This window comes from Nostoc sp. NOS(2021) (genome assembly GCF_017115025.1).
Classification (GTDB): Bacteria; Cyanobacteriota; Cyanobacteriia; order Cyanobacteriales; family Nostocaceae; genus Nostoc.
The window spans coordinates 1-12357 of record NZ_JABXKM010000063.1; the positions used below are offsets into that span (position 1 = coordinate 1).

The window sequence follows — 12357 nt, forward strand, 5'->3', positions numbered from 1 at the left end:
GTGTAACAGCTTCACCAGAGCGATCGCCCACAGCCCGTCTCAGAGGCAAAGCTTGGTTGTATAAATCGAGTGCTTTTTGCTTTTCTCCTAAATCGGAGTAGTTAAAGCCAAGCTCAACCAGTGCAGTTGCTTCAATTTTTTGGTCTTTGAATTGTCGTGCAATGCTTAAAGCTTGCTGTAATATTTGTATTGCCTCTTGGTGTTCCTGCTGCTGTGTCAGTTTTATCCCTTGCTTTAGCAGTCTTTCTGCTTCTTGCGCTTGCGAGTTTTGAGTCTGTCCCCAGGTGGGTTGAGCCATTAGCATTACTGTTAAAGGCGTTAGATAAACGCCCACAGCTAAAAAACTGGTAAGAATTTTTTTCATAGAATATTACAGATATAATCAGTTTTCATTGAGCATCAGCCGAAGCTGTAGTTAGGAATGTTGAAGCTGTGGTTACTAACGTTCAAGCTGCTATAAGAAATACTTAAGCTGTCGTTACAACCACTTAAGCGTTTGTTATCAATGCTGAAGCTGTGGTTACTAACGTTGAAGCTGTGGTTACTAACGCTAAAGTTGTTGTTACTAATGCTGAAGTGATCGTGAAGAACGTTGAAGCAAATAGTTTGTTGCTTGATTCATTCTCAGGCGGTTGCTAAAATGATTCACGATTAATAAGGTGTTGCCAAAATAGTGATCGTTCTTTGTTGCGAATCGAACTGGATTTCATCTACTACATATTGCCGATCTGTAGCCACTGACTCAATACCCTGCAACTGTTCAGTGGAAACTATAGGTGGTTTGAGCTTTACCACAGCTTGACCCTGAGTAGAATTTTTTACGGTAAAAGTATTTAGGGGTATACCGCTCCAAGTTACTAGTTTACCTATGGGACGATCGCGCTCACCCCGGATAATTTGCCGCCCATTGCTTCTGTAAACCAACGCCCCATTCTTGAAAACTACTTTTTTAATTTGGCTTAGGGGAATTGTGGCAGTTTTGCCACTACGCTGAATTGATAGTCCTTCTCCCTGTACATCAATTCCTGTTATTTGACCACTGCTTGACTCACCCCCCTTAAAAATGACCTCTGCTAATTCTGGCAAGGCCACCGCAAGTTCTAATTCATCTGCTTTGATTTGTGTCTGTGCTAACAAAGAATTTCCCGTCTTGACATCCTGGCTAATTACAGCTTGGATATTTCCGGCCATCGCTGCTGCCATTACTAATATTGCCACAACCCATCCCTGGAAAAAAGCTTTCATGGCTTTAACAGTATATTTGACTATATTTAACTTTCTCATTAAACTTCAAAAGCTTGTACCAAATTTACGTAAAATTACCAAAAGAAACTGATTATTCACCTATGTTCCCTCGTTCCCAGTCTCCGACGGGGAATGCCTAATGGGAGGCTCTGCCTCCAGTCAAATATTGAGTCAGAGCCTCAATGAATGCATTCCCATGCTTCGCATGGGAACGAGAAAACAAGAAATGCAATATAGACCTAACCCCCAACCCCTTCCCTACAAGGGAAGGGGAGTATGATTCAAAGCCTCTGTTTCCTCCAACAAGCGAAGGCGAGTAAGACTCAAAGCCTCTCTCCTCTTAGGAGAGAGGAATGGAAGTGAGGTCAGAGTGTATTGCATAGAAACGAAAAACTCTATATTGTTTCCCCCATCTCCTATATGACCCAAACCCCCAAGCAAGAAAGCAATATTTTAGGTAAATTCACGAGTGTACTTGGCTTGCTGGGTGCGGCGCTTTTCTTTGCAGGCTGGATTTACCGTTGGTCATATTTCTACTTTTTTCAGCTAGAACTCAATACCCTCGACTTACCTGCACAGTCTTTTCTCATGGTTCCCCTGCAAATATTTCTCGGAGATGGCTGGGCAATCTGCAAAAGTGCGATCGCCTTTTTTGTAGCTGCGATCGCAATTCAGGCAACATTATGGTTAATTAAAATCATCAGTGATACAGTAGTCTCTGCAAGCCAATTGCTACTTAGTCGCATCATCTCTGCTACCCAACACAAACGCTCATGGACAGCGAAACAGCTTAAATCTGTGGCTGAATTTAGTTTTGTGCAACTGCGTTCAGTGGAATTTCTGCGATCGCTAGTCAATGAGATAGTAATAGTATCCTGGGTATTAATTGTGATATTTTGGTTAGCTCGTTGGCAAGGTATTGCAGATGCACAACGAGACGCTGGTCAAAACTCCACTTTGCCCGTTATAGCGTTAATTACACCTGAAGAAAAGTTTGCTGTAGGGCGCAAACTTGATGATATATTTGCTGATCCGTCCTTGAAAGGTTATCGCATTATTGGCGATCGAGGTCTATTCGACGACTTGCGAGGCAGAGAAGATAATGATATCAGCAATCCAAAGCAGCCGAGAGTCTGGCGCTTACTCCTAGAACGTGGCGGCTGGATTTATTTGTTTCGAGCATTGCCCCCAAATGCAAAACCAGACGAGCTTCCGTCGGTGTTAGCTATTCAAGAAAGTGAGAAGGGACATATCATCATTCGCAGTCCAGAAGCTTCTAAAACCAGTTCTCCTTGAGAGAATAACTTGTTTAAATTTCTGACTTTTCACGGTATCTGGAAAACCTCTCTCTAAATCTCTCTCCTAAAAGGAGAGAGACTTTGAATTTTCCCCCTTCCCTTGTAGGGAAGGGGGTTAGGGGGTTAGGTTTTTCGTGGCTTTTCCACATAACGTGAAAAGTCAGGTTTAAATTTAGGTTAATAAAAAGTTATTTATCCTTAACTACTGTTTTATAATGCCCCTTAACTACAGCATCTAGCTCAAGTTACCGCAGATTCAGGGGAAAAATTTGATGAACCAGTGGCAACGTATTCCTAAATCAAGGAGATATCTAACAGAATTAGTTCACACTTATATTGTTAAAGCTTTGCAGCCGATAACACTATGGTGCATACAACCAATACAAAGTTGGTTATATAGGTATTCTTCGTGGGGCGTTGTGTCTCTATTTTTAGTCGGAGTTAGTTTGAGTGTCGTGATGGCTGCCTGCTCTCCACGTCATATCGATAACACTGGTAATGCTGGCGCAGCTTCCCAGCGTGATGTAACCCTAACATTTGTTTCTTACTCGGTTACTAACGCAGCATACCAGCAGATCATTCCCAAATTTATCGAACAGTGGAAGAAAGAACATAACCAAAACATTACTTTCAATCAAAGCTATGATGGGTCAGGTTCCCAGACTCTTGCCGTGATTGACGGTAAGGAAGCTGATGTGGTACACCTGTCACTTGCCCTTGACATTAATAAATTGGTTGAGGTGGGTTTTATTCAACCGGGTTGGGAAAAAGAAGCGCCTAATGATGCAATTGTTACCAAATCTGTAGATGCGATCGCCATTCGCGAAGGTAATCCTAAAAATATCAAAACTTGGGCAGATTTGGCACGAGATGGCGTAAATGTGGTGACACCTGACCCCAGAACCTCTGGCGGCGCTCGCTGGAACTTCCTTAGTCTGTGGGGTTCTGTGACAAAAACCGGCGGAAATGAAAATCAAGCAATAGACTTTATCTCTAAAGTTTATAAGAATGCACCTTTGCTGCCCAAAACTGCTCGTAATGCCACTGAACTATTCTTCAAAGATAATCAAGGTGATGTTCTGCTCAACTACGAAAACGAGATGATTTTGTTAGCAAAAAATGGCAAAAAAATCTCATATATTGTGCCTGATGTAAATATCTCCATCGACAATCCTGTTGCTGTTGTAGATAAAAATGTCGATAAACATGGTACTCGCCCGATTGCAGAAGCATTTATCAAATTTCTTTACACCCCAGAGTCGCAACGAGAGTTTACCAAATTAGGATTTCGCCCCGTTGACCTGACTGTTACAAAAGAAGTGGAAGGCAAATTTCCCAAAATTAAAACTATCTTCAACGCTCAAGATTTAGGAGGATGGAACGAAATTCAGAAGAAATTCTTTGATGAAGGTGCAATCTTTGACAAAATTCGAGCGAAAAAGTCTTAGAATTTTCGTTATCCAATCATCTTCTCTAAAGCGATTTGCAAATCTTTTGTCAAATCGCTCACAGCTTGTCTAGCTGCATGGCGATCGCCCTGACAATTTTGAGAGCGTTCCGTAACTGAAATTGGCTCTCCCACGGTGATTTGTGCCTGTCGCAAACCTAACCGAGGTCGCCCTGGAAGTGTTGTATTCTGAATTCGGGAAAGCATATCGAATACAAGCAAAGCTGTTTCCGCAAACCGTTCCGCCGTTGGTTGTTCCTGAATATAAGTAGCTGTGACTGCAACAAAACTTTCCACTATCCGCATATGCCGCATTCGCAAGTCTGCTTCCTCTGCAACCCAGTCTGCCAAACCACGTTTAAAGGGTGGTAAAGCATTGATATCTGGCAAATCTTCCCGATAAATATAACTCCAGCCTGCCTCTTCCAAACGGCGACAACGGTCAATAGAATTACCCTGTGCTTGAACTCCAAAATATTGCTCGGCAACTTGTAAAGCCTTATCCAGTAAGCGATGCAGTCGGGCAATCAACACCTGATTCGGACTAGCAGATTCATCAGTTGAGATGGTTTTTGGGATATCTTGATGATAAAAGCGGCGATAAAACTCTTCCATCTCGGTAATGAGATATTCAGCCAACCTACAGAGGCGTTGATAGTAAATCTCTTGACGATTGCCCGAATCAATTTCTATTACTGGCAAGCCACTATCAGCTTCCAACTTACTCAACAGCCAATCCAGTTTAGACCAAGGTGGCTCAACGTAGCGATATTGGATGGCGATCGGCACAATGATCACAGTTTCAGTCCGGTTGGCTTTTTGTAAGTCTTCTACACACCAGAACCCCATTTGAGCAACACCGGGTTCCAGTGGGCTAACAATACCACTATGACCATTAGTACCGCCTTCCGGTGCCACTGCGATCGGTAGTTTGCCATTAGCAAACAACTCCCGTGCTGTTTGAATAGCTTGGCGATCTAGTCGCCTACCGCGATGAACCGGCACACCTCCTATTCTAGAGAACAACCAAGCCAGCCAATCTCCAGCCCAAACCGTCATACCCCGGTCATAAAGAAAATAGCTGTGAACAAGGGATTGTAGTGTAATACCTTGCTGACGAGCAACTTGTGGCACAATGCGGGAAAGCAAATACAGCATACAGAGAGGATCTTCTACCTCTGGGTGGCGAAATGCCAACAAAAAGCGAATTTTTCCAGCCTGAAATTGTTGATAGAGTTCAGCTAATACTTCAACATTTTTGGCTTCAATACGGACAATACCAGCCGTTAGCCAAGGTCGAGTGCGGAACCGTAACGCGATCGGCAGTAACCACCGAACAATCTGGAGTACCAAAGGGTTCAACCGTTGAGTAATAAATTTCAGTGGTGGTTGAGTAGACTGAATCGATCTAGGCAAGTCGCTCTCCAGATTGTATTTCTAGCGATTGTACAACGTCGGGTCTTGGTTTTGCCTAAACCCGCAGCCTCTTGTCGTCAAACATTGCTCAGTTTTACTGAGTAGTGAGTGCCTCAGCTTAGAGTGAAAACATTCATAATTACTACTTCTTACTCAACACTCTTAAACTATCCAACGATAGACCCTAAGTATCGAATCAAAAATTAGTTTGGATGTTTAGGAAAATTTCGGAATAAATAGCCAAACACTGCTAAATTCAACACAAGAATCAATATTTTTAACGGAGAGAACCCCCGAATCAATTCATAAATTTCTGGGGGAATACTGATACCGACAAGTACCAACACCAAGACATGTGCCCAACGTTTTTCGTACCATAAACCAACAGCTTCAATAGTAGTAACAATAGCATAAACTCCTGCTCCAATGCCGCTAAATGCCAAGGTTCGGGGATTTAAGTTGAGAACTTTATTTAAAAGCCAATCAATAATTATCGATTTCCCTTCTAAAACATAATTTTCTGAAAAAACCTCTAGATTTTGATAATTTTTTAATGTCAATAATAAAGCGATCGAAGTAGCCATAAGCAGCAAGGCAGCAAATGATTTGTAGAGAACAATTGCCACTAATCCCAATGGACGCTTTTTCAAACAACCCCCTAAGTATATATAAACCCAACTTTGATTAACTAGCTCTGGATGATGCCAACTAAGACGCTTATTGTAGCAGTACTTGATCGCCTGCTCTTTCCACTTTTCCCAATAAGTAAACTAAATGTTTCTTACTACACTATTCCTTACAGCTTCATAGCCTCACCGAATGGCTGAGAAACAATTCAACCAATCGGTATAGGAGGTTCAGGTTCATAACAAAAGAAACACTCTTACTAAAAAAGATTAATTAAACCCCACCTAATTAAGGATAACCCGATAAAACTTGCAACTTTGATCAATTCTGGAGTTCTGATTGGTTCTGTTGCCCTCACATCTGGAATTGCTAACGCTCAAACAGCCACAAATAACAAATACGGCAGTGCTAGTTTTACCACTGATGCAAAAGATGAGACAATCAAACTTGCTATTAATTATAACTATTTACTCAGTAATTCCACGAATACTAGTTATCTCCAACCCTTCAATCTTGTTTCTCTTGCTTACCAAGGTGGTCTAGAGTAGCAGGACATTCCCAGTGGGGGAACTCTGATCTTTGAACGCGAGAACAGAAATATTGTGGCGGAAGATTTAGTTAAGACTGCTGTCAGTGCTAACAAATTACCGCCGCAAATTTTGATCGTTCAAAATTATCTCAGTGCTGTCAGGTCACAGTTCACTTCATTATCTAGAGATTTCTCTAACTAAGTACGGCTTTGGATAGGGGCAATTAGATGCAATACCAACTTCCCTCTCCCTAACCCCTTGCCTACCAAGGAAAATAAGCCTATTCCTTCATAGGGAATGGGCTTTTGATTGACATTGGATGTGCCGCAGCTACGCCCACAGCAGGCATCGCACATTGAGATAAATCATATCCAATGGAGGTTAGCGGACTCGAACCGCTGACATCCTGCTTGCAAAGCAGGCGCTCTACCAACTGAGCCAAACCCCCATAAAATTAAAATAGTAGGTAACTTTGGTTGCCGTTGTTATTGTAACTTATATTGTTCCATTACCAAAGGGATGAAGCCAGAAAATATCCAAGTTGTTGCAGCACTGTATAAATTTGTCAAGCTGCCAGATTTTGCCGAGAAACGAGATCCTCTGCTGTCTTACTGCCAAGCACAAGGTGTCAAGGGAACAATTTTGCTGGCACAAGAAGGCATTAACGGTACAATTGCGGGTTCGCGTCAGGCGATTGACTCTGTTCTCTGGTTTCTGCGTTCTGACCCTCGTTTAGCAGACTTAGAATACAAAGAGTCCCATACCGAAACCCCTCCCTTTGAGCGGATGAAGGTGCGGTTGAAGCCGGAAATTGTCACTTTGGGGTTGCCTGAAATTGACCCAAACGATCAAGTTGGCACCTATGTCAGTCCCCAGGAATGGAATGATTTAATTTCCGATCCAGAAGTAACTGTGATTGACACCCGCAATGATTATGAGGTGAATATCGGTACTTTCCAAGGGGCAGAAAATCCTCAGACTACCTCATTCCGAGAATTCCCCGATTATGTGCTACGCCACCTCGACCCAACTAAACACAAAAAGGTTGCTCTGTTTTGTACGGGTGGCATTCGCTGTGAAAAAGCCTCATCCTTCATGCTTGCCCAAGGCTTTGCAGAAGTCTATCATCTCAAAGGTGGCATTCTCAAGTATTTGGAGGAAGTTCCAGCGCCAGAAAGTTTATGGGAAGGGGAATGTTTTGTCTTTGACGAGCGGGTAGCCGTTAGTCATGGGTTGGAGGAAGGGAGTTGTGAGCGGTGCTTCTGTTGTGGGCGTCCGATTTCTGAGGAAGATAAGGTGTCTCCAAAGTATGAGCAAGGTATCTCCTGTCCCTATTGTTTTGATAGCCTTACCGAGGAGAAAAGAGCGCGTCAGCAGCAAAAATGGCGCTACTACCAAACCCAAGTTGATCACAAAAATCGGGATGTGAGTTCATGACTCTAGTAGATATTCTCATCCTATCAAATGGCCCAGGTGAGGTAACAACCTGGGTGCGTCCAGTAGTGAAGGCGTTGCGGCAAAAATTCGGCGACGACCGAAATCAAGTCAGGATAAGTGTAGTCCTGTCACCTTGCTCAAATGCCAGTGGTAAAGAAGCAGCGATCGCTCTTTCTTACCCAGAAGTAGATAGAGTACAAGGAGCAGAGCATTTTTGGCAATTTTTGCTTTGGGGGAAAACATTTGAAAATTGGGACTGGAGAAGTCGCGGTGTAGTTGTTTTCCTTGGTGGCGATCAAATTTTCCCCGTAGTCATAGGCAAAAAGCTCGGATATCGCACAGTGGTTTACGCCGAATGGTCAGCCAGATGGCATAACTGGATTGATCGCTTTGGCGTGATGAAACCCGAAGTTGCTGCCCGTGTCCCCCAGAAATATGCTCACAAATTCACCGTTGTAGGTGATTTGATGGTAGAAGCTAGTAGTCATTCGTCATTAGTGATTGGTCATTTGTCCTTAGCAAACGACAAAGGACAAATGACTAATGACATAGACGCCTCAGCAACTTCCCGTAGCGTAGGACAAATAACTGAATTAATCGGTTTACTACCTGGGTCAAAAGCGGCAAAATTAGCCCAAGGAGTACCATTAGGTTTAGCTATTGCCGAATACGTTCATGCAAAAAGACCCCAAACCAGATTTGTGATTCCTGTAGCCCCAACTTTGAATTTACAAACTTTAGCTAGTTTTGCTGATCCTCAAAAGAATTCTATTGCTGAAACCTTTAGCTTTGGCGGTGCTTCCTTAATTGTCCCAGAGGATGCTAAAGGCAAGGCATTGCTCAAAACAGCAACGGGCTTAACTGTGGAACTGTGGCAAGAAAACCCTGCATATCACTTATTATCCCAGTGCTGCATCTGCTTGACTACAGTGGGGGCAAACACTGCCGAACTCGGCGCTTTAGGAGTGCCAATGATTGTTTTACTGCCAACACAGCAACTTGATGCCATGCGTTCTTGGGATGGTTTACCTGGGTTGTTGGCAAATCTGCCAGGAGTAGGTACGCCCTTTGCCAACGTGATTAATTGGCTATTTCTAAGATTCGTGAGACGCAAAGGTTTATTAGCATGGCCAAACATCTGGGCACAGGAAGAGATAGTACCAGAACTTATGGGTAAACTTGAACCGCAAGAAATTGGGGAAATGGTTTTAGATTTATTAGCCCATCCCGAAAAATTGGCTGATATCCGCGCTAAACTCCGTAATATTCGCGGCGAAAGCGGTGCAGCCCAGAAGATCGCACAGATTGTTGGGGAGGAAGTAGAGAAGCAAGGCGAGTAGGGGGAGATGGACAGAATCAATTTGAATTTTGAATAGTAATTTTTTTATGCCTATACTGAAAAGCTGTGATGTAGTTAGGTAAAAGTGAGTCTCTCTTTTGTCTGTAAATCCTGACCAGAATTTTCTGGGAACTCTAACTGATAAAGAGTATGATGTTAAGCGTGAAAACCTGGAGATTATCAAGAAGCATATAAGTAAGTTTAATGATTTCTTACCTAATAAAAAAATGACTGAAAGACTTCAGCAAGCTTTAGATTCAGGACAAAAAATTTCTGGATCTGATGCTAGTTTCTACTTTCATGAACTCAAAGAAGCTGAACTAATGGAACAAGGTTATGATTGGTATACAGATCATCCTATGGCTATAGCACATTATGGTGTATCACCATACAGCTTGTTCATCCTGAAGTAATTAGAGCTTATCCAGAAGAGTTCAATAGAAACTGGACGAAAGCTTGGAGAATTGAGTAAATTATGAAAGCACTTGATCTAGGCTTAACTGGAAAAGCTCGTATTTGGCAGGATGAACCATTATATTTTCCTGGAGATTCCCGACCTGCTTTTTATCCTGTAGAAGATGAAAGGATACAAACCATACTCGATAATGCAAAAGTTGGTTCAGTATCTAAAAGAGAAGTAATGATTGAGATATTAGTGGCTCTAGGAGCTAGGTTTTTGTATGGCTGCTTAGGTGCTATTTTTGAGCCAAACGACTCTGGCAAATTGGTATTAAAGGTTAGCATTGCCACTGAATTAGAACGCCAACTCAATACTTCTCTTGCATCATCATTAGATATAGTGAGAATCGGCATAACTGAAGAGTACGCCCCTAGCGTTACTGATGGTGCAAGATTGAAATTTCAAGAACCTGGAGTTAGGGACATACTTGGATCTGGCGAAATTTCTTTTAATTTGGGTGCATTTGGAGAAATCAGCTCTTCTAGAGCATTTTTTCACGATCTAGCTTATGCAGTTATTGAAGTCATAGTTCGAGATAAGGGAAGGTCTTACAATATTAAGCCACCCTTGAAAAAGGTTCTCGAACAATCTTGGTGAACTTTAATGTACTGGTAATTAATCCGAAGATTCTCCATCCCGCCGCCCAAGTTCATAAATGCCGGCGGAGATACAAGCTAATATACCTGTACTAATTCCCCAGCTATCACCTAAACTAATTTCCAGACCCCAGTTAAATAAAGCGCCGACTACCAAAAAAGGCGCGATGCTAAATAATGAGGCATAGAAAGCGTTTTGGGATTCTCTGGCTTTACGAGTCTTTTCAAATTCTGACTGGCTGGTGTAAAGCGATCGCTCGGCAAAGTTAAACCAGCGGTTGAGTTGCTCGATTACCCATTCACTGACTCTTGAAAAACCTAGATATAGCGCCAATGACCACAAACTCGCTCCGGCGATCGCGATCGTGTCTAACTCAAAGCGGAAAGGCAAAATTTCAGTCAGCATGGCTTATGGGAGTCCTGCAAAGGGTCAACTTTAGCTTTCAGTAGATGCTAAATAAACCTCTGGTGCAATTTTAAGCATAAAGGTTAACAAGATTTTAACTACTTGGCAACTCCCCTGTTCCTTTAAGCGAGAACACCAACATATAGGAATCCAATTTGATTTTGTCCCTTATAGGACTTACGCACACTCTACGAATCTTCTTTTCTCTACGAGACGCTACGCTGCTGTACCCCGCAAAAAAACTAAGGAATCATCGCTACCTTAATAACCTGACGCGCCTTCATATCATAAAACACCTGTTCTAAATCTTTTAACGATCGCTGTTCACTAATAAGTAACTCCAAGGGAATTTTGCGACTAGCGATCAGTGCAAGCGCCTCCCGCACATACTTTGGTGTATTATGAAATACGCCTTTAATGGTAAGTTCGCTGTAGTGTAGCTGTTCTGTATTGACGGTAATGCTGGTATCCCGTGGACATCCACCGAACAAGTTGACTGTTGCACCCGGACGGGCGCAGGCGATCGCAGTTTCCCAAACACTTGGTACACCAGTTGCTTCAATCACTACATCTGCGCCCCATCCTTGGGTGAGTTCTTTCACCACACTGGGAATATCCGAGATTTGATGATAATTAAAGGTCTGGGTTGCACCCAATTTCTGACCAATTTCTAGCCTGTGGTTATTACCTCCCCACAGCAACACCTCAGCTTTCCCACTCAACGCCGCCACAAACATCAGCCCGATCGCCCCATCTCCTAAGACGACTACTTGATCTTTGGCTTTGACGTGAGAACGGGCTATACCATGCAACACACAAGCTAAGGGTTCCGTCATGGCTGCCAATTCCCACGGCAACTCATCGGGAATCTGCAACAAATTATGCTGTACTATTGGTGCGGGAATTTTCAGGTATTCGGCAAATGTACCATTATTCCAGGTCAGATTCGGACATAATGAAAACTCTTGGCGTTGACAAAAAAAGCACCGACAGCATGGGGCGGAATTATTAGCGACAATGCGATCGCCTACTTGCCAATCAGTGACACCTGTACCCAAGGCAACAATTTGCCCAGCAGCTTCGTGACCAAACAGCGTCGGCGCTTTCAGCATCCTGGCATGACCACCACGCCGCCAAACTTTCAAATCTGTACCACAAGTTGTTGCTGCCCCCACCTGGATCACAACTTCGCCCGCGGCCGGAGTGGGGTCAGAAACTTCCTCTAAGCGTAAATCTTCTTGACCATAAAGTAACGCTGCTAACAAAATTTTACACCTATCAATTAGCTCCATCCGATTTTATCAGTTGGAGCTAATTGATAGGTGTAAACTCGATTTCTATTAGGCTTTACTATGTCGAAAAACTAGGTATTCACCACTGGCTGGGCAACCACTCCGGTGTTCCGGGTTTCGATATTAGGCAAGCGAGTAGCAGTTAATAGCGGTACTTCTTGTCGGCACGACGGGCAAAACCAATATAGTTCAGCATGACGGGCATGACGCAGGAGGGAACCACCGCAACATGGGCAGGTGTTGGCTCTCGTATTCATACCAATG

14 protein-coding genes and 1 tRNA gene are annotated in these 12357 nt (G+C 43.1%); 7 read left to right on the forward strand and 8 right to left on the reverse strand.

Annotation, left to right across the window (positions count from 1 at the left end):
• Both HWQ41_RS07505 and HWQ41_RS07510 read right to left on the reverse strand, forming a co-directional pair.
• A partial coding sequence (locus HWQ41_RS07505; RefSeq protein ID WP_292761111.1) for a tetratricopeptide repeat protein occupies positions 1-364 on the reverse strand: 364 nt, incomplete at its 3' end.
• Positions 365-651: 287 nt separating this feature from the next.
• Entirely contained in the window at positions 652-1245 is a 594-nt protein-coding gene (locus HWQ41_RS07510) for a hypothetical protein (protein WP_292761112.1), read from the reverse strand.
• A 420-nt stretch (positions 1246-1665) separates the two neighbouring features.
• Here HWQ41_RS07510 and HWQ41_RS07515 point away from each other — a divergent pair, with 420 nt between their 5' ends.
• Both HWQ41_RS07515 and HWQ41_RS07520 read left to right on the forward strand, forming a co-directional pair.
• The gene (locus tag HWQ41_RS07515; protein ID WP_292761114.1) at positions 1666-2541 is read left to right on the forward strand and encodes a hypothetical protein; all 876 of its coding nucleotides are present in this window, start codon (positions 1666-1668) and stop codon (positions 2539-2541) included.
• Between the two features lie 274 nt (positions 2542-2815).
• Positions 2816-3991 carry a sulfate ABC transporter substrate-binding protein gene (locus tag HWQ41_RS07520; RefSeq protein WP_292761116.1) on the forward strand — a complete coding sequence of 392 codons (1176 nt, stop codon included), beginning with the start codon at positions 2816-2818 and terminating at the stop codon, positions 3989-3991.
• A gap of 8 nt (positions 3992-3999) precedes the next feature.
• Here the strand turns inward: HWQ41_RS07520 and HWQ41_RS07525 are convergent, their stop codons facing one another.
• Complete coding sequence (locus HWQ41_RS07525; RefSeq protein WP_292761118.1) at positions 4000-5406, reverse strand: 1-acyl-sn-glycerol-3-phosphate acyltransferase; 1407 nt, start codon at positions 5404-5406, stop codon at positions 4000-4002.
• 203 nt (positions 5407-5609) lie between these two features.
• Positions 5610-6056: a DUF2127 domain-containing protein gene (locus tag HWQ41_RS07530; protein WP_292761120.1), complete on the reverse strand. Its 447-nt coding sequence runs from the start codon at positions 6054-6056 to the stop codon at positions 5610-5612.
• A 294-nt stretch (positions 6057-6350) separates the two neighbouring features.
• Between HWQ41_RS07530 and HWQ41_RS07535 the strand changes: the two genes are divergently transcribed.
• The gene (locus HWQ41_RS07535) at positions 6351-6581 is read left to right on the forward strand and encodes a hypothetical protein (protein ID WP_292761122.1); all 231 of its coding nucleotides are present in this window, start codon (positions 6351-6353) and stop codon (positions 6579-6581) included.
• Positions 6582-6938: 357 nt separating this feature from the next.
• On the opposite strand, the gene HWQ41_RS07540 is transcribed toward HWQ41_RS07535, so the two are convergent.
• Positions 6939-7011, reverse strand: a tRNA-Ala gene (locus tag HWQ41_RS07540).
• A 71-nt stretch (positions 7012-7082) separates the two neighbouring features.
• Between HWQ41_RS07540 and HWQ41_RS07545 the strand changes: the two genes are divergently transcribed.
• From HWQ41_RS07545 to HWQ41_RS07560, 4 genes are all read left to right on the forward strand, one after another.
• A complete protein-coding gene (locus HWQ41_RS07545; RefSeq protein WP_292761124.1) occupies positions 7083-8000 on the forward strand; it encodes a rhodanese-related sulfurtransferase in 918 nt (305 codons plus the stop codon).
• A complete protein-coding gene (locus HWQ41_RS07550; protein ID WP_292761127.1) occupies positions 7997-9340 on the forward strand; it encodes a lipid-A-disaccharide synthase in 1344 nt (447 codons plus the stop codon). Before HWQ41_RS07545 ends, HWQ41_RS07550 begins: the two co-directional genes overlap by 4 nt.
• A 97-nt stretch (positions 9341-9437) precedes the next feature.
• Positions 9438-9752, forward strand: coding sequence for a hypothetical protein (locus HWQ41_RS07555; RefSeq protein WP_292761128.1), 315 nt, complete (start codon positions 9438-9440; stop codon positions 9750-9752).
• A 62-nt stretch (positions 9753-9814) separates the two neighbouring features.
• Positions 9815-10396: a hypothetical protein gene (locus HWQ41_RS07560; RefSeq protein WP_292761130.1), complete on the forward strand. Its 582-nt coding sequence runs from the start codon at positions 9815-9817 to the stop codon at positions 10394-10396.
• Between the two features lie 18 nt (positions 10397-10414).
• Here HWQ41_RS07560 and HWQ41_RS07565 read toward each other — a convergent pair whose 3' ends face one another.
• The 3 genes from HWQ41_RS07565 to HWQ41_RS07575 all read right to left on the reverse strand — a co-directional run bounded on the left by HWQ41_RS07565 (position 10415) and on the right by HWQ41_RS07575 (position 12350).
• Positions 10415-10801, reverse strand: a complete 387-nt coding sequence (locus HWQ41_RS07565) for a hypothetical protein (protein ID WP_292761132.1) — start codon at positions 10799-10801, stop codon at positions 10415-10417.
• 242 nt (positions 10802-11043) lie between these two features.
• The gene (locus HWQ41_RS07570) at positions 11044-12066 is read right to left on the reverse strand and encodes an alcohol dehydrogenase catalytic domain-containing protein (protein WP_292761152.1); all 1023 of its coding nucleotides are present in this window, start codon (positions 12064-12066) and stop codon (positions 11044-11046) included.
• Positions 12067-12164: 98 nt separating this feature from the next.
• The gene (locus HWQ41_RS07575) at positions 12165-12350 is read right to left on the reverse strand and encodes a hypothetical protein (RefSeq protein WP_292761133.1); all 186 of its coding nucleotides are present in this window, start codon (positions 12348-12350) and stop codon (positions 12165-12167) included.
• Between the last annotated feature and the right edge of the window lie 7 nt (positions 12351-12357).